The 15,978-nt window shown below is 69.8% G+C and carries 22 protein-coding genes, 1 tRNA gene and 1 pseudogene; 15 read left to right on the top strand and 9 right to left on the bottom strand.

Going from position 1 to position 15,978, the window contains the following annotated elements:
- The 7 genes and pseudogenes from FJV41_RS39240 to FJV41_RS39210 all read right to left on the bottom strand — a co-directional run.
- Positions 1-330, bottom strand: a pseudogene (locus FJV41_RS39240) (SPOR domain-containing protein); the annotation flags it as partial.
- A 135-nt stretch (positions 331-465) separates the two neighbouring features.
- The gene (locus FJV41_RS39235) at positions 466-831 is read right to left on the bottom strand and encodes an integration host factor subunit beta (RefSeq protein WP_141647739.1); all 366 of its coding nucleotides are present in this window, start codon (positions 829-831) and stop codon (positions 466-468) included.
- A gap of 73 nt (positions 832-904) precedes the next feature.
- Positions 905-1,678, bottom strand: a complete 774-nt coding sequence (locus FJV41_RS39230) for a hypothetical protein (protein ID WP_141647738.1) — start codon at positions 1,676-1,678, stop codon at positions 905-907.
- Positions 1,679-1,708: 30 nt separating this feature from the next.
- Entirely contained in the window at positions 1,709-2,755 is a 1,047-nt protein-coding gene (mnmA, locus tag FJV41_RS39225) for a tRNA 2-thiouridine(34) synthase MnmA (RefSeq protein WP_141647737.1), read from the bottom strand.
- 107 nt (positions 2,756-2,862) lie between these two features.
- Entirely contained in the window at positions 2,863-4,134 is a 1,272-nt protein-coding gene (locus tag FJV41_RS39220; RefSeq protein WP_141647736.1) for a CCA tRNA nucleotidyltransferase, read from the bottom strand.
- Between the two features lie 151 nt (positions 4,135-4,285).
- Positions 4,286-5,521 (bottom strand): MFS transporter, encoded by a 1,236-nt coding sequence (locus FJV41_RS39215; RefSeq protein WP_141647735.1) that lies wholly within the window; start codon positions 5,519-5,521, stop codon positions 4,286-4,288.
- 12 nt (positions 5,522-5,533) lie between these two features.
- Positions 5,534-6,076, bottom strand: coding sequence for a TetR/AcrR family transcriptional regulator (locus FJV41_RS39210; protein WP_141647734.1), 543 nt, complete (start codon positions 6,074-6,076; stop codon positions 5,534-5,536).
- A 1,386-nt stretch (positions 6,077-7,462) separates the two neighbouring features.
- On the opposite strand from FJV41_RS39210, the gene FJV41_RS39205 reads away from it, so the two are divergent.
- The 13 genes from FJV41_RS39205 to FJV41_RS52675 all read left to right on the top strand — a co-directional run bounded on the left by FJV41_RS39205 (position 7,463) and on the right by FJV41_RS52675 (position 13,479).
- A tRNA-Arg gene (locus FJV41_RS39205) sits at positions 7,463-7,536 on the top strand.
- A gap of 356 nt (positions 7,537-7,892) precedes the next feature.
- Positions 7,893-8,105, top strand: a complete 213-nt coding sequence (locus tag FJV41_RS39200; RefSeq protein ID WP_141647733.1) for a hypothetical protein — start codon at positions 7,893-7,895, stop codon at positions 8,103-8,105.
- Positions 8,102-8,473, top strand: a complete 372-nt coding sequence (locus FJV41_RS39195; protein ID WP_141647732.1) for a hypothetical protein — start codon at positions 8,102-8,104, stop codon at positions 8,471-8,473. The genes FJV41_RS39200 and FJV41_RS39195 overlap by 4 nt, the downstream gene beginning before the upstream one ends.
- Positions 8,470-8,712, top strand: coding sequence for a hypothetical protein (locus tag FJV41_RS39190; RefSeq protein ID WP_141647731.1), 243 nt, complete (start codon positions 8,470-8,472; stop codon positions 8,710-8,712). The genes FJV41_RS39195 and FJV41_RS39190 overlap by 4 nt, the downstream gene beginning before the upstream one ends.
- Complete coding sequence (locus FJV41_RS39185; protein ID WP_141647730.1) at positions 8,702-8,902, top strand: hypothetical protein; 201 nt, start codon at positions 8,702-8,704, stop codon at positions 8,900-8,902. Before FJV41_RS39190 ends, FJV41_RS39185 begins: the two co-directional genes overlap by 11 nt.
- Complete coding sequence (locus FJV41_RS39180; protein WP_141647729.1) at positions 8,895-9,290, top strand: hypothetical protein; 396 nt, start codon at positions 8,895-8,897, stop codon at positions 9,288-9,290. The genes FJV41_RS39185 and FJV41_RS39180 overlap by 8 nt, the downstream gene beginning before the upstream one ends.
- Entirely contained in the window at positions 9,283-9,489 is a 207-nt protein-coding gene (locus FJV41_RS39175; protein ID WP_141647728.1) for a hypothetical protein, read from the top strand. The genes FJV41_RS39180 and FJV41_RS39175 overlap by 8 nt, the downstream gene beginning before the upstream one ends.
- Positions 9,486-10,874: a DNA cytosine methyltransferase gene (locus FJV41_RS39170; RefSeq protein WP_220137936.1), complete on the top strand. Its 1,389-nt coding sequence runs from the start codon at positions 9,486-9,488 to the stop codon at positions 10,872-10,874. Before FJV41_RS39175 ends, FJV41_RS39170 begins: the two co-directional genes overlap by 4 nt.
- A complete protein-coding gene (locus FJV41_RS39165) occupies positions 10,871-11,170 on the top strand; it encodes a hypothetical protein (RefSeq protein WP_141647726.1) in 300 nt (99 codons plus the stop codon). Before FJV41_RS39170 ends, FJV41_RS39165 begins: the two co-directional genes overlap by 4 nt.
- Positions 11,151-12,260 carry a DnaA N-terminal domain-containing protein gene (locus FJV41_RS39160; protein WP_141647725.1) on the top strand — a complete coding sequence of 370 codons (1,110 nt, stop codon included), beginning with the start codon at positions 11,151-11,153 and terminating at the stop codon, positions 12,258-12,260. Before FJV41_RS39165 ends, FJV41_RS39160 begins: the two co-directional genes overlap by 20 nt.
- Positions 12,261-12,337: 77 nt before the next feature.
- A complete protein-coding gene (locus FJV41_RS39155) occupies positions 12,338-12,901 on the top strand; it encodes a hypothetical protein (RefSeq protein WP_141647724.1) in 564 nt (187 codons plus the stop codon).
- Between the two features lie 114 nt (positions 12,902-13,015).
- Entirely contained in the window at positions 13,016-13,216 is a 201-nt protein-coding gene (locus FJV41_RS39150) for a hypothetical protein (RefSeq protein ID WP_246137700.1), read from the top strand.
- Positions 13,213-13,479: a hypothetical protein gene (locus FJV41_RS52675; RefSeq protein WP_181791248.1), complete on the top strand. Its 267-nt coding sequence runs from the start codon at positions 13,213-13,215 to the stop codon at positions 13,477-13,479. Before FJV41_RS39150 ends, FJV41_RS52675 begins: the two co-directional genes overlap by 4 nt.
- A 210-nt stretch (positions 13,480-13,689) precedes the next feature.
- On the opposite strand, the gene FJV41_RS39140 is transcribed toward FJV41_RS52675, so the two are convergent.
- Both FJV41_RS39140 and FJV41_RS39135 read right to left on the bottom strand, forming a co-directional pair.
- Positions 13,690-14,670: a hypothetical protein gene (locus FJV41_RS39140; RefSeq protein ID WP_141647722.1), complete on the bottom strand. Its 981-nt coding sequence runs from the start codon at positions 14,668-14,670 to the stop codon at positions 13,690-13,692.
- The gene (locus FJV41_RS39135) at positions 14,667-15,218 is read right to left on the bottom strand and encodes a RusA family crossover junction endodeoxyribonuclease (protein WP_141647721.1); all 552 of its coding nucleotides are present in this window, start codon (positions 15,216-15,218) and stop codon (positions 14,667-14,669) included. The genes FJV41_RS39140 and FJV41_RS39135 overlap by 4 nt, the downstream gene beginning before the upstream one ends.
- A gap of 121 nt (positions 15,219-15,339) precedes the next feature.
- Here FJV41_RS39135 and FJV41_RS52670 point away from each other — a divergent pair, with 121 nt between their 5' ends.
- Both FJV41_RS52670 and FJV41_RS54200 read left to right on the top strand, forming a co-directional pair.
- Positions 15,340-15,507 (top strand): hypothetical protein, encoded by a 168-nt coding sequence (locus tag FJV41_RS52670; protein ID WP_181791246.1) that lies wholly within the window; start codon positions 15,340-15,342, stop codon positions 15,505-15,507.
- 136 nt (positions 15,508-15,643) lie between these two features.
- Positions 15,644-15,859: a hypothetical protein gene (locus FJV41_RS54200; protein ID WP_246137699.1), complete on the top strand. Its 216-nt coding sequence runs from the start codon at positions 15,644-15,646 to the stop codon at positions 15,857-15,859.
- Positions 15,860-15,978: the final 119 nt, after the last annotated feature.

The raw sequence follows: 15,978 nt of genomic DNA, 5'->3' as shown, positions 1-15,978 counted from the left end.
CTTCTCCACGGGCGCGGCGGGCTTGGGAGCGGCGGGCTTGGGAGCGGCGGCGACGGGCTCGGCGCTGGCCTTGCGCGTCAGCTCGTCCTGGAAGGTGAGCGCGGAGTCCTTGTGCTGCACGGCCTGGAGCGCCTGGGCATTGGCATCCAGCGCGGAGAGCAGGTCGGGAGCGCTGGCCGTCTGCACGTCACCGGCGAGCTTCTTCCCCACGACGACGCCCAACACGAAGACGGCGCCGAGCACGACGATGCCGGCGATCAACAGGCTCACAATCTGCCGGTTGTCGAGAGAGACGTCGAACTTCTCCTTCATCCGGTGGGCGTCTCGCATGACTCAGGGATCCTCGCGCGCGGACAGAGCGGGCCACACGAGTCCGTGTTGCGGCCTGTAGCGTCGGCGTCGAGGCAAAGTACGCCCCACCCCCCACCCGGTCAAATTCACGGAAGCGGCGTCGTGGCCGCGCCGTCACCGCGCCACGGACGTCACCGGCAACACCGCGGTGGCGAGCGCCACCGAGGGCAGCACGGAGCCCACGGGCTCCTGCCTGGGCGCGGGTGCATTGAGCCGCGCGCGCAGCTCCTTGCCGGCGGCGAAGCTGAGCGTGCGGCGCTCCGGCACGGCGACACTCTGCCCCGTCTTCGGATTGCGTCCCGTACGGGCGCGGCGCGTGCGAAGGGAGAAGACGCCAAAGCCTCGCAGCTCGATGCGCTTTCCCGCCACGAGGGCCTCCGCCATGCAGTCGAAGACGGCATGGACGATGGCTTCCAACTCGCGCCGCGGGACGTGGGGTGCACGCGCCGCGATGCGCTCGATGAGCTCACTCCTCGTCATGGCACACCTCCGCGAGGGACGGTGGACTCTACAGAAGGCGCACCCGCGAGGACAAACCACCCTGTCCCACGCCTCAGCGCAGGCGCAGGTCGGCGGGGCCTTCGACCTCGACCTCGGAGCCGTCCTTCGCCCTCAAGGTGACTTCCGCCCCATCAGGAACGAGCAGGCGGACGGTGCGGCCCAGGGGCACCTCGCGCCCCTCCAGGAGCACGGCGGTGGCCAGGTCATCCGTCTCCGCCACTGCGAAGCCATCATCCACCACCGCCACCAGCCCACCTTCCCCCAGGTCTCCCGCATGGATGAAGGGGACCTTCGGACGGAACGGCGGCGCGGGCAGCGGCGTGTGCGGCCCTTCGTGATCGGTGTCCGAGCCCAGCCGCTGCAAGCCGTTGGGCGTGAAGAAGGCGACGAAGTACTGCGTGGAGGTGTACGCGTCCTCGTGCGCGCTCTTGGGTGTCACCTGCACGTTGGTGTAGCGGGCGGCGACGATGCGCAGCGCGCGAGGCGCCTCCTGCACGCTGCCCTCCACCCACCGGTGCGCCGGGAGGTTGGAGCCGTGGAGCTTCGCCTCGTCCGCGTCGCCAATCTCCAGCGTGTCGCCCTTCTCGAGGAAGCGCAGGCCTCCGCCGAAGTACTCGAGCACGGCGGGACCGGTGGCCGTGAGCAGCGCGTCCCCCGTGAGCTGGGCACCGACGGCGACGGTGCGCTGCTCCTTGCCCTGCGTACGCAGCACCGGGGCCCCCGCCGCGAGCAACCCGGCGATGGGCTTGTCCGAGCGCTCCTTACAGGCGGTGACCAGGCTCGCGGTCGCGGCCACGAGCAGACATCCCATGAGGCGCTGCGCCATGTCCCGCTTCCTCCTCAAGACGACTCGAGCTCAGACGATCCAACCACCACCCAGCACCTTGTCCTGAGCGTAGACCACCGCGGCCTGTCCTGGGGTGACGGCTCGCGCGGGGGCATCCAACTTCACCGAAACGAGACCATGGGGCGAGATTTCCACACGTCCCGCGGCCCCCGCGTGGCGGTGCCGGATGCGGACCTCCACGGGCGTCTCCGGGGACGGTGGCGCATCCACCCAGTGGGGCTGGAGCAGCCCGAAGCGATCACGCCCCGTCTCCTCGGCGCTGCCCACCACCACGCGGTGGGTCTCCGGCTCCAGCCGCTGGACGTAGCGCACCTGTCCGCCACCCAGGTTGAGCCCCTTGCGCTGCCCCACCGTGTAGCGGTGGATGCCCTGGTGGGTGCCGAGCACCTGGCCGTCCCCATCGACAATCTCACCCGAGGGCTGGGGGCCTGCGACCTTCTCCACGAAGCCCGCGTAGTCACCGTCCGGCACGAAGCAGATCTCCATGCTCTCCGGCTTGTGGCTGGTGGTCAGGCCGTGGCGCTCGGCGACGGCGCGGACCTCCGCCTTCGTCATGTCGCCCACGGGGAAGACGATGTCGCGCAGCTCGTCCTGGCCGAGCGTGAAGAGGAAGTAGCTCTGGTCCTTCGCGGCGTCGACGGCGCGGCGCAGGACGTAGCGGCCGTCGGTCTCCTCCACGCGCGCGTAGTGGCCGGTCGCAAGCCTCGCTCCGAGCGCTCGGGCGCGCTTGAGGAGGAAGTTGAACTTCACGTCGCGGTTGCAGGCCACGCACGGGATGGGCGTGCGCCCGCCGAGGTAGGACTGGACGAAGGGATTGACGACGCGGTCCTGGAAGATCTCCTCCGCGTTGGCGACGTAGAACGGAATCCCGAGCGTCTGGGCGACGGCGCGTGCGTCATCGATGTCGTCCGGACTGCAGCAACTCCCACACTTCGCCTTGCCCTCGTAGGACCAGACGCGCAGGGTGATGCCAATGACCTCGTGGCCCTGTTCCTTGAGCAGGGCGGCAGCGGCCGAGGAATCCACCCCGCCGCTCATCGCAACGACGACTCGCATGGTGCCCCTTCCTACACGCCCCAGCGTCCGGGCGCACGCGGGAGGACGGGGGGACCCCCCCAAACCCGACCCCGGAGCCCGGTGGGAGGGCCGCCCACCGGCCGGGCTCAGGCCCCCGTGCGAGCCGACTGCCAGGCCTGGAGCCGCTGCTTGAGGCCCTCGGCGGTGTTCAGGGCGGGCTCGTCGAGCACCGAGTCCATGAGGAAGCGTGTCGCCTCGCCGACGATGGGCGACGGGCCGACGGCGAGCGTGGCCATGATATCGCCCCCGGTGAGTGCCAGGTCCTTGGGCACCAGGGGCGGCTTCGCGGCGGCCAGGGCCTCCAGCCGCGCGCACAGGCGCTCCAGGTCTGACAGACGCTCCGGGGCGCGGACCTGGACGCGGGCCCGGGCCACCGCGAGGAGTTGCGGAAGCTGGGGAAGCCCCACACGAGCCAGGAGTCGGCGCAGCGCTGGGTCGGCATCCGAGAAGCGCTCTTCCAGCTTCGCGGTCTCCACGAGCAGGGCCACCAGGTCGGCGACCTTGTTGGGGAACTTGAGCCGCAGGCCGATGTCACGAGCCTGGGCGCGGTCGACGAGGTCCGCGAGCAGCACGGCCACGCGAATCTCGATGTCGGTCGGCGCGGCCTGCACCGCGGCGCGCGCGAGCCGGGCGGCTTCCGGGGTGGCTCGGGCCACTTCGGGGAGGAACACGTCCAGCAGCCCCGTCTCCGCGAGCAGCAGCAGCCCCCCTTCCGCGCGCGGAGAGAGCAGCAACTTGGTCAGCTCCTCGCGCACGCGCTCCAGGGCGACCTTGCGGAACACGGCGAGGGTCGCGGGAATGGCGTCGCGGGTGTCCGGGTCGAGCGCGAAGCCGAGCACGGCGGCGAAGCGGACCGCGCGCATGGGGCGCAGACCATCCTCGGAGAAGCGCTCCAGGGCCGAACCCACGCACCGGATGAGCTGGGCCTGGAGGTCGGTCTGGCCACCGAACGGGTCCGCGAGGTCGCGGTCCAGCGGGTTGTAGGCCATCGCGTTGATGGTGAAGTCGCGGCGGGACAGGTCCTTGACGATGTCGCGCTCGAAGGCGACGGAGCTCGGCCGCCGTCCGTCGAGGTAGTCCCCTTCCGAGCGGAACGTCGTCACCTCGACATGGGTGCCGCCCTGCACGACGGTGACGGTGCCGTGCTGGATGCCCGTGGGGATGACCTTGCGGAAGGCGCGCTGGACCTCCTCGGGGAGCGCGCTGGTGGCCACGTCGAAGTCCTTCGGGTGAACCTTGCGAACCATGTCCCGGACGCAGCCGCCCACCAGATACACGGCGTGGCCCAGCTCTCGCAGCCGGGCGATGACGTCGAGCACGGGTTGGGGAATGTCGGCGTTGTGGAGGTTGGCGAGCATGGGTCCAGGGGCGGCGAGCGACGTGCCCGCCTGACAACCCGGGTTGTACTTGCGCGCGCCCCTCCGAAGCCAGGGCCCTGGGGACAGGCCCCGTGCAACCTGCGGCAGTGTTCCGCGATGGATGGTGGCTCCGTCCCCCCGTGCGGTCCGCTCAGCCGGACCGCTTCTCAGGGAGGCGGGTGGCCGACAGAACTCCGGACAAGGTCAGCACGAGCACGCCAGCGAGCGGCACCACGAGCAGCCCCACGCGAAGTCCCACGGCGTCGGCGACGAGGCCGACCACGGGAGGAGACAAGAGGAAGCCCAGGCGCATCAACCAGCTCACGAGCGTGAGGCCCGTGCCAGGTCGCAGTCCGGGAAGCTCGTCAGCACCGTGCATGGCGGCGGGCACCAGCGTCGAGACTCCGAAGCCCGCGAGCGCGAACCCGGCGATGGTCGCGGGCACCGACGGGAACAGCAGCGCCGCCCCCATGCCCACCGCCGCGAGCGCGCCTCCTGCCCGAGCCACCGCGCGCTGTCCAAACCTGTCGACGAACCTGTCGCCGAGCAGCCTCCCGACGAACTGCGAGCCCACGAGCGCCACGTAGCCGAACGAGGCGACCGCGACGCCCGCGCCGAGCGTGCTGGAAAGATAGACAGCCGCCCAGGTCGACCCCGCGTCCTCGACGAGCGCTCCGCCGAGGGCAATCAGGACCAGCGCGGCGACCACCAGCCCCAGGCGCAGTCGACCCGGCGCTCCACGGCGTGCCGGGTCACTCTCCAGCTGCGACGCGGCCTCGGATGAGACATTGGACGCAGTGGGCTCGGGGCCGGGCAGCAAGTAGCGCAGGGCGGTCAACGACACGAGTGAGAAGACCAGGGCCGAGACACCCAGGTGGACGCCACGCGGCACGTTGAGCCCCGCGGCGAGCCCGCCCATGAGTCCCCCCAGCACGGCGCCAATGCTCCAGACCGCGTGGAACCCATTGAGGATCGACCTGCCATAGAGACGCTGCACCCGCAAACCGTGGGAGTTCTGGGCCACGTCCGTGATCGCATCCATGCTGCCAGCGAGAAAGAGTGTCACCGCGAGCGCCACCCACGAGGGCGCGACACCAGCGCACAATACGCCCAGCCCCGTGAGCACCGTCCCGGCCACGGCGACCCGTGACGAGCGGAAGCGACGGATGAGCGCTCCGGCGGCCAGTCCGGCCACCAGGGCTCCGAACGGGAAGGCCGCGACGGCGAGTCCGTACTGGGCATTGCTGAGCCCGAGGTCGGATTTGATCTGCGGATAGCGCGGCAACAGGTTGGCGAAGATGGCGCCATTGGTGAGGAACAGCACCGCGACGGCGGCGCGGGCCGCTCGGTGCTCGCGGAGCACCGGGGGGCGGAGGGGGATGGTCATGAGGCAGCGGCTCTAGGATGAGAGGAATTGGAGCACGGCGTCGCGAGTGACGTCGCGGCCGTGCGGTGTCGGGTCGAGGCTGACGTGGATGAACAGGCCTTCAATCAAGGCGTCGAGCTTGTGGGAGGTTCGCGCGTCGACGTGCTGTTCGAGCACCGCGCGGCTGCGGCGCATCCAGTCGTGGGTGATCTTCCGGAAGGCGGGCTTCCGGGCCGCGAGGGTGTAGAGCTCGAGCGTGAGCACCAGGTCGTCGGGACCGGCCACGAGGTCCTTGTGAACCAGGTCGACGATGGCCGTGGCGAGCTCGTCACGAGAAGCGACCGCCGAGAGTCGCGCAGCGAAGCGCTCGCTGACACGCTCGGCGAAGCGGGTGAAGGCCTCGCGCAGCAGTTCGTCCATGCTCGTGAAGTGGTAGGTCATCGAGCCGAGAGGCACCCCGGCCCGGTCCGCGACGCGCCGGTGCGAAGTGCCCGCCACCCCACCCTCCGCGATGACCGAGAGCGCGGCGTCAATGATGCGGTCGCGTCGGTCGGGGTCGTTTCGTCGGGTCGCCATGGGACTCCTGGCTCAGGGAGAAGATACCCTCCATGTGTACGTTCGTACATATCGACAGGGTCCGGGGCGAATTTGTTCCCGAGCGAGGACCCTTTTCTCGGGCCCGAAGCGGTCGAGCAGGCATCCAGCAGCCCATTTGCAACCCTTCCGAAGGTCCCGAGCCTGAACTCGTGGCTCCAGGGTCCTTTTGGATTCACGACAGCAAGCGATTCTTCGTGATGGGTGCCTTCGGCTCCCTCAATCGCGTCACCGCGGACGTGGGCGCTTCGATGGAATCCCAAACACACGAAGCGGTGCCAGGGCACGGGCCAGAGAGCTGCCCAAGGGAAGGGATTGGCAGCAATGACAGGCGGACATGGCTCGCGAGAATGAGCCATGACACTGTCGGGACCTGGGCCATCCAGGTCCCCGAGCAGTCGCCCCCCACGGGAAATGGGCGGCTGAACATCTGGGTGGCGACTACTTACAGCAGATGCCTCCCTCTTCGCCGAACACGAGGTCTCCGAGCAACCGCTGCCCCAGAGGACACCCGTCCCTGTGGGTGCTTCCATCTCCCGGATCTCCCAGTGGACTCCCTCCCTTTGCGAGACACTCCTCGGGCGTCAACGGCTCCCCTCCACCCTCGTTGTCGCTATCACCACAAGCCACCGCCCCGACACCGATTCCCAGAATGACAACCATTCTTTTCCAGAACATCCGCACGACTCCATTCTCGTGAAGAGCCGCCCCCAACAAGCAATCCACGTACCATTGCATACCTGCCACCGGCTTCAGACCCGCGCCTCGTCCGCCCCAAGAAAATGGCGGCTCAGGATTCTGATGGGCCTCCATGAAACTTCGTGTTCCAGCATGCGTTTCCGCCATCCTCGGGCAGAAACCTCTCACGCTGGGATGGACAGTTGTTTCAAGGCGGCATCACAGAGGGGAGATCGAAGGCCCTCGTGCATCAGCACGACGCATACAAGACCTCCTTCACTCATCGAGGTCATGGCCCTTCACTGACCAGCCGATGTGCTTGGACCATGGGCGGTAGCACCGGAAGGTTCACGCGGCGCACGCGGAGGTTCCACCCCCAGCGGGCCTCTTGCCATTGCGCAGGGCGGTGGTGGCGCCCGCTGCGTCCCTCGGCCTTCGGGCGAGGAAGCGGGCAACCTGGTCCCCGCTGGGCAGAGCACATCGGCTGCCTCCCCCTTTGTCGGATAGGCGTCAGGGGCGCCGCCCGGAGAGTGGCAGCTCGGCCAGGGCCTCACTCTCGTTGCACGCCTCCAGCCGCCTGCTATAACGCGCTGGCCGGTTACGTACTGCTTACGTACCGGGGTGAAGGACTCGCCGAAGGTGGCGGCCCTTCATCAGAAAGTACAAGTAGTTCCGCAGCTTTAGCCGTCCGACCTCGTAGCTCAGTTGGATAGAGCGGCGGTTTCCTAAACCGCAGGCCACAGGTTCGATTCCTGTCGGGGTCATAGCAGAACCCCCTGAAGTTACTGGGGAATTTGGCGGGCCGGCTAGGAAGGTCGCCGCAAGCGGCGCTGGCGTGGTGTCCACGTGGTGTAAACGTGGAGCTGCACCGCGCCGCGTTGACCCTCCGGCCGACGCCCCGGATGCCCCGTCCAGGACCTGGACTCCGGCCGAGCAGCGGGCATCCGCCCTCCGCGCGACGGTTGCTCCGACACCTGGATGCGTCGGCTGCGATGCCGCGAGCCTGGGCGGCCCGCTCCCGTGCTACCGGCACGTCCTGGAGGCGTTGCTCGCGGACACCCAGCCCTGCGTCTGCGGGACCCTCGGGCTCGCGCGGTGCCTGCCGTGCCGCGTCCGGCGCATGGACCGCGACCTCGGGGCGCTCGACGCAGTGTCCGAGGCCATGGAGGTGCTCCAGGAGCGGTTCAGCGAGCAGGACTTCATTCCCTCCGAGGTGTTCGCCGGCGCGTGGATGGTGCTCCACGGTGCTGTGCGTGCCGCCGAGAAGCGCCGGGAGCATGAGCGCGCCGACGACCGGATTCCGGACGCACCCTCGAAGGGCGGTGCCCGATGAGCGGCGCCCTCAAGTTTCAGCAGGGGCTCCGTCCCATCACCATCAGCACCTCCGAGGGCCCTGAGTCGAACCCCTGCGTGTTCCGTCGGGGTGGGCTGGCCATCGCCGCGATTGAGGTGACGGAGGGCACCGCCTACAGCATCACCCACGAGCAGTCGGGGCGGCTGATGGCGCCGCTCACCCTCAACGGCACGCACGCGCTCGTCACCGCTGCGGCGCTGCTGCACCTGCCCCTCGACTGGACGTGCAGCGCCGACGAACTGCGGGCCCAGATGCTCGGGTTGAGCGTGGAACACCAGTCGCTCCTGGTGTGCATCCGGGACGGCCGCACCCAGTTCGTCAACATGGCGAAGGCGGCGAAGGCATGAGCGCCACCACCTTCGCGAGCATCTGCGCCCCCGGCCCGCTCGGGCACGTCGTCACCCTCCGGGGGACCGACGTCGAGGTGGAGGCGCACGCCCCCACCCGACAGGAGGCCGAGTCGGACGCGTCCCTCGCCCTCACGCGTGAGCGGCGGCGTCTGGAGGCCGAGCTGCGCCGCGGCGTCCACCGCACTCTGAGCACGCGGCACCCCGTGAGCCGAACCGAGGTGCCCCATGTCGCCTGAGTTCATCGGCGCCGCCCTCTACGTGTTCGGCGGGCTGGTCCACCTGGGATGCGGCGCGCTGGTCCTGCTCGCGCACCGCTCCGCGCGGAAGGCCCCGCCCAAGCAGCGCACCAGTTCGCGCGGCATCGCGCCGCAGCCGCTCCGCGTCCTTCCGGGCGGGCGCTCCACTACCGGAGGCACCCATGGGTAGCGTCAACCTCGACGCGCCGTGCTCGAAGTGCGGGCACGTCTACCAGGAGCACAACGACGGCAGCCCCTGCACGTACCTCGTCCCGTTCTGGGGGGTGCAGACGGAGTGCGGCTGTCGCGAGTTCACGACGCTGCCCGTCGGCGGCGACTTCGCCGAGCCCAAGCCCTGGCACGACTGCCCCGCGTGCCCGAGCTGCAAGGCTCGGTGTGGCATCCCAGCGCGGCTGGCGGACTGGAACCACCGCGCCGCGCCGACGGACACGCTCGTGTGCCCCTCCTGCGGTGCCGGATGGGTGGGGACCGCTGGCGACGTCGCCCAGGCCGAGCGCGCATACAAGGCGTGGGCTGCTGAGGAGCTGTCGCACGCGTCGGGGGTGGGCCATGCGTGAGCTCACTCGCATCAGCCCGCGCACCCAGGCCCTCGTCATCACTGGCATCACAGCGACGTGCGCTGTCGTCGCCCTCGTCCTCGCGTACTTCGAGGAGGACGGACGCCATGCTGTCGGCCTCGCTGCGGTCGGCGTCTTCCTCCTCTACGGCACCCGTCGATTGGTGTGGGCCATCTACGGGCGGGGGCGCCGCCCGTGAGTGATAGGGGAATCATCATCGACCTCTTCGCAGGTGGCGGAGGCGCGAGCACTGGGCTCGCGGCTGCCGTAGGTCGTGACCCGGACGTGGCGATGAACCACGACCCCGTGGCCATGGCCGTCTACCGGGCCAACCACACGCGGACCATCTGCCTGCCCGAGGACGTCTGGACGACGCCGCCGCGCAAGGTGGTTCGGCTGGTGCGCCGGGGGACTCGCGTCTGGATTCTCTGGGCCAGCCCGGACTGCACCCACTTCTCGAAGGCCAAGGGTGGAAAGCCTCGCGAGAAGAAACTGCGCTCGCTCGCGCACGTCATCGTCCGGTACGCCCGAGACGTCGAGCCCGAAATCATCTGCATGGAGAACGTCGAGGAGTTCCTCGACTGGGGCCCGCTCTACGAGGCCGGCCACGTCATGCCCGACGGGCGCGTTCTCCAGGTCGGGGACAAGCTCATCAACACGCCCATCCCGGAGCGAGCGGGCGAGGACTTCGAGCTGTGGCGCGGACAGCTCGAGCTGCTCGGCTACAGGCTGGAGTGGAAGATTCTCGACGCGAGCCGGTTCGGGGCTCCGACCCGAAGGAAGCGCCTCTTCATCGTCGCGCGCCGCGACGGCATGCCCATTCAGTGGCCGACGCCGACGCACGGACCGGGCCTCCTGGCGTTGCACACTGCTGCCGAGTGCCTCGACTGGACCATACCGGTCCCCTCCATCTTCGGGCGTAAACGCCAGCTCGTCCCGAAGACGTTGTGGCGAGTGGCCCAGGGGGTTCGGAAGTTCGTCCTGGAGACCCCGACGCCCTTCATCGTCAAGGTCAACCACGGGGGCATGGAGGACAGGAGCGAGTCCATCGACGCTCCGCTCTCGACCGTTACGGCCTCGCGGCGAGGACATGCACTAGTGGCCGCGTTCCTCGCGAAGGGCTACGGCGGGCATGCCTCACCAGGCATCCGCCTGGACAGGCCCGTCGACACCATCACCACGCAGGACCACCACGCCCTCGCGCGGGTGGAACTGTGCACCGCACCCTTGGGCCACAACCGAGTGGCCGAGGTCCGCGCCTTCCTCACGACGTACTACGGCGGTGGCAGCGAGGGGCAGCGGCTCGACACGCCGATGCGGACCATCACCACGAAGCACCGACTCGGGCTCGTCACCGTGGCGGGAGTCGACCACACCATCGTGGACATCGGCCTCCGTATGTTGGAGCCCCACGAACTGCTCCGCGCGCAGTTCGGCCGGTACGCCGACGGCTACGACCTGAGCGCCGCTACCTCTAAGGCGGCCAAGGTGCGGCTCATCGGCAACTCGGTATGTCCCGACGTCGCCGAGGCCGTGGTGCGCGCCAACGTCGGCGCCGAGGTCGCGGGCCGGAGGGCAGCATGAGCCTGGGCCTCCTGTACGTCACCACCTGCCCGGTGTGCTCCCAGCCAATGCGCGGCGAGGAGTTCACCGAGACGGGCCTGCGCACCTACCACGGGGCGACGCCAGCCAGCGACGCCGTGCGCGCTGCCCACGTGGGCCCGTGGCCCATCTGCGAGCACGCCGCTCCGTACCGGGCCGGGTGCCGCAACCAACCCGTCCCGCCGAGCTGCTGCGCCCAGGTGCCGACGCTGGCCCCCGCTGTCCTCTCACCTTCGACCGACAACTCCGGAGTCACCCATGCTCACCCTCACGCCTGACGCGGACTGCCGTGCCCAGGTCGAGGAGCTGCGCGCCGCGCTCGCTGAGGAGCGCCGAGCCCGCGCCTACGCCGACGGCGTCGCCGAGGGTCTGCGCCAGGCGCTCGCCATGGCGTTCGCCGGCCGCACCGCCGTGCCCGCCCCGACAGCAGCACCCGTCACGCAGCCCAGCGTGACGTCACGCAAGCGGAGCGTGACGGCCAGCGTGACACAGGAGGGGGAGAAGGCGGGGGAGGCCGAGAAAGCTGAACGAATCCGGGCAGGTAACGCCGCTCGGCAGGCCGTGAAGCGCCAGCGTGACGGCTTGCGTGACGTCACGCAGCCCAGCGTGACGCAACTCCAGGTTTCTCCCCCTTCCCCCTCCTCCTCTGCCTCTGTCCGGAGGGGAGCGCTCGCAGTCGTCACGGTGGCCGCGCGTGACGTGCGTGACGTCCAGCGTGACGCGCCTCGGGACCACCGCACCCCGTCGACCCTGCCGGAGCCGGTCCGCGAGCTGAGGGACGCCTGGAACACCCTCGTCGCTGCCCACGGCTTCTGGCCCTGGGGGACGCGCACGTCGCGCCAGCTCCTCGAGGACGCCCTGGCCGCGCTGGAGGCCCGGCCTTTGGAGGAGTGGCGGCGGGTGTTCGCCCTCGTCCCGCGCTCCCCGGTTTGCCGCGGCGAATTGCAGTCCCGCACGCGCGCCAACGTGGTCCGAGTGCTGCGCGGGGTGACGTCCGGTGGGCAGGAGGTGGCCGAGCAGCTCCTGTCCGGCGCGTGGAGCGTGGACCCGGAGCCCGAGGTGGTGCCGCCTCCGGAGGAGCCAGGTGCCGTCATGTGCCAGGAGGGCATCCCGGAAGGCACCGAAGCGGAGCGCGCGTGGCGCCACGTCGTCACGTCCATCCGGGGCGAGGGCCGGCAGTACGCGGTGGAATGGCTGGAGCGCGCCCGGCCCAACAACCTCGACGAAGGCACGCTCGTCCTGGAGTGCCCCGACAGGTTCTTCCTCGCGTGGGTCGAGGAGAACTACCGCGCCCTCCTCGACGAGCACGCCGGCCTCACCGGCCTCACCGGCATCACCCTCGTCACCCTCGACGAGAGCACGTCCTGAGCCCTTTGCCCGGTGCGCACGCACGGCATCGGGTCCACCGCAGCACCGTCGTCCCCCACGCAACAAACGAGGTCGTCATGAAATCGGTCGTGAGAGTCGTACTGCTGGCGCTCGTCCTGGGTTTCACCGCTGCCCGCGCTGAGCCAATTCCACACGGGCTCACCGAGACGGAGTGGGCGCAAACGCGCAACAAGGCGAAGGCGCATGTCCAAGACATTTTCAACCGCTACGGCGGACGGGTGGGCTACCCCGAGGGGGCGAAGCTCGACGCCAATGACTCGAATTGCATGATGATGGTCGCTGCGGAGGCCGTCATCGGCGCGTGGCGAAACACGCTGCCGAAGGGGGCTCCCGACGTCGTCAGGCTTGACCGCGCGGCGAAGTGGCTTGCCGGAGCCGTGGAGTTCTGGTGCCGGAAGAACGGGCCGCCGCCCGGGAACCGGGCGCTGCAGATGATGTTGCTCACGGGTCAGGCGGCGAAGGACCGTCTGAACCGAAAGCACGACGAACGCCTGCCAGCCAACTGGCGGCAGCAGCTCGACGCGCTGCTGAAGAAGGACGAGTGGACGCCGGGAGAGGTCGCGCTCGTCGGAACCGTCGTCTTCGTCTTGCTCGCCCGTGAAGCGGTGCCGATTCCGTAGTGCCGACCCCAGGGGCCCGGCACTCACCGGGCCCCCTGCTTCTTCGTGGAGGTGCCAGATGCGTCGATTTCGCACGTTCAACAGTGCCCTCGTCACCCAGGCATGGAGGCTCTCATGATGCCGGGCCTGCTCCATGTCGTCGCGTGGGCCGTGGTGATGACGGGAACCCTCGTCTGCCTCGGCCTGTGCTTGTGGCTGTCTGTTGTTGCACTTCGCGCCGTCCTCAAGTGGAGCGGCTGGTGGCGCGACTTCTTCGCTTTCGTGGTGTCCCGTCGCAAGGGTCGCCGAGCCGCCCACGGGAGGTCACAGCGATGACGGCAGAGAACGACCCAGGCGTGGACCTGCGTCTGCTCGCGCGGGAGGACCCGGACGAGGCAGCGCGCCTCCGGCGACGGGCACAGGAGTACATCCGGCGCGGTGCTGACGTACTTGCGGTGCATGCCGAGACCTACGTGCGGCTGAGCACCCTCTACCAGTGGGCCTCGCGACAGCGGAGGCAGGCCGTCACGAGCACCGCGCGCAAATCACAGTCCACTGCTTGCGGTGACGGCCGGCACGCCGCGTCTCGCGCAGCGTGAGGCCTCCCTCGCCCGGAGGAACATGGGCACCGCACCGACACCGCCCGGCCCGGCGGTTGGGGCGGCGCCCGGCACTGGCTTCGCGGCACGCGCGCTCAAGGTGGCGCGTGCCCGTCGTTGCCTCGAACCAGCACAGCTCGCCGCGGAGGATGCGCCCGCCACACCCAGCCGCTGTGCACGTGCCCGCCTTCTCCGCGACGATGATGGGCACTACGCCCCCTCGCCGAGCGACAGGAACGCCATCTGTCCCTGTCGCGGACGCCGCACGCTGCGCGCGCTGGCGACCTCGCGGCGACGCACCGCGCCCGTGTGCGGGCCCGCAGACTCTCCCGGCCCGAGCCCCTGGACGTTGAGGTGGTCACGCAGCCGCGCCAGGCCGCGCTCGCGCAGTCGAGCCACCTGGGCCAGCGACAAGCGCAGCTCGACGGCCAACGTCCGCGTCGAGGCCTCCTGGCCGTCCGGCCGGCCCAACCCCATGGAGGCCTGCACCACCTGGCGCTCAAGCCTCGGCAGTCGGTACAGGGCCCAGAGGACGGCCTCCCGCTGGGCCACCGTCGCCAGCCGCTCGGCTGTGTTGTCCACCAGGGACAGCGTCAGCTCCACGCTGGCGCGGACACCACCGCGACGGTCCACCGCAGCGTCCCGAGAGTCGGCGGTGGACTCGCGAGAGGCGAGCAGCTCATCGAGGGACAGCGGTGCCGTCACCGTACCCTCGCCGAGCACGTAGGTTGCGGCGGCCTCCAGGCCCTGGCGCCGCAGCACCGAGGAAACAGCCACGCCTTCGGCAGCCGCCGAGCGCTTCGCTCTGCGCACCGCCTTGCGCGCGTGGTCCGTGAGGTGAACGGGGCTCGACCAGGTGGCCGCCGCGCGCTCCATGGCCTGTCGGCCCAGGCGCATCGCCCAGGAAGGGAAGGCGCTCCGACCGGTACCAGCCAGACCCGGCTCGAAGGGGTGCGTGCGCTGGCGAGCCATCACCGCTACCAGCCCCTCCTGCACCATGTCCTCTGCGGGCACCTTCCAGGTGCGAGCAACGACGCGGGCCACGCGGACCATGTCAGGCATCACCAGCTCGGCGAGTTGGGACTCCGCACGCAGGGCCGACGCGCTCCCAACTGGCAGGGCGCGGAGCTTGTGGAGCAGCTCCTCGAGGACGAACTCCCGCGCGAGGGTAGGCACGGTGCGCTCGTTCATTCGTCGTCCCTCCGAGTGGGCATACGGAGCGATGGGGACATCCGAAAACCGACCCTGGCCTTCGCCGCCCGGTTCCGGTTCCGCGTCATCCTGGCCTTCGCTGCGCGCTCGGCGCGCTGGCGGCGCTCGGCCTCGACCTCCTCGCGAGACGCCCACTCCTGCCCGGTGAGGTGGGGCTCTACGCGGGCGCCCTTCTTGCCGTAGGAGCCATCCGCAAAGGCGACGTCGCGGTACCGGCGCACCTGGTTGTCGTTGAGGTACGCCACCAGCTCCAGCGAGTCCTCCAGCACCTTGAGCCGGTTGCCCGGGTCGCACGACTGCAACGTGGGTGGGTACAGGGTGGCGCTGAACACCACCGTCCCCTTGAGGGCTCGCTGCCCGATGCAGAGCTGAGCGACGAGTGCCTTGTAACGCTTCCCCTCCGGACTGACGTGGGGCGACTCACCTCTGTCACTGCGCCAGTAGCGGTTTCCGGAGGGAGGCCAGGGCAGCACCAGCCGCACCTCCGTGAGCGGCTGGCCACCTGTCGAAATGATGGGAGCGGACATGCCCATCCGGTACCACCGAAACCTGACAGCGCCCGGCATGCCCCGTGCTCTCCCGCGAGCCATGAACGACTGGTATCGGCGGGAGGCGCTCGCACAGCGTCTGGGAGCAGCGGAGAGGGAAATGCAGGCGGTGGTTGAGGCGCGGGACGGCAGTCCGGAGTGGAGGACTCGGTACGCCCGCGCGAAAGCCGAGTACCGGATGGCCGAGGCCGCGGCGCTCGCCGAACTCGGGGCGCGGGACGCGCTGGCGATGGTGGAGAGCCGCCAATCGCACGCCGAGCTGGGGTAGAAGCCCCGCCGTGCCGCACGACAGCAGCAAGACGCGTCCCGAGCGCCGGAAGGCCCCATCTGGCTCAACCGTCCGGATAGACGGCCTTCACGTCTCCCGGGCGGCATGGGCGCGCGTGGAGGGGCTGGCAGAGCAGATGGCCCTCGCCGGCATCCCTCGCGCCCACCGCTCCGGTGCGCTGGACCTGCTCCTGGTGCAGCCAGCCGTAGCCGACCAGGTCCTCGCGGGCGGAGGCCGCGTCTACCGGTGCGCCAGCTGCGGCATGTGGCCGGCGAAGGCGAGCGAGGCCATCGACCACCAGGAGGCCCACCCCGAGCACGCGGTGCAAGGCTTCAACGTGCCGCCGCGCTGAGCGGATGCCGAAATTACGAAAGTTGTGAAGTCGCCGAGGGGCGCTCCTGCGGGTTGGGGCGCCCCTTCTCTTTCGGCACGGAGACACCCGTGCGACGAGCCCGCCCACCACCCCCGACT

Source organism: Myxococcus llanfairpwllgwyngyllgogerychwyrndrobwllllantysiliogogogochensis (assembly GCF_006636215.1).
In the GTDB taxonomy this organism is placed as follows: Bacteria; Myxococcota; Myxococcia; order Myxococcales; family Myxococcaceae; genus Myxococcus; species Myxococcus llanfairpwllgwyngyllgogerychwyrndrobwllllantysiliogogogochensis.
Note: the sequence above shows the minus strand (reverse complement) of the source record. Positions and strands in the feature narration are given on the sequence as shown.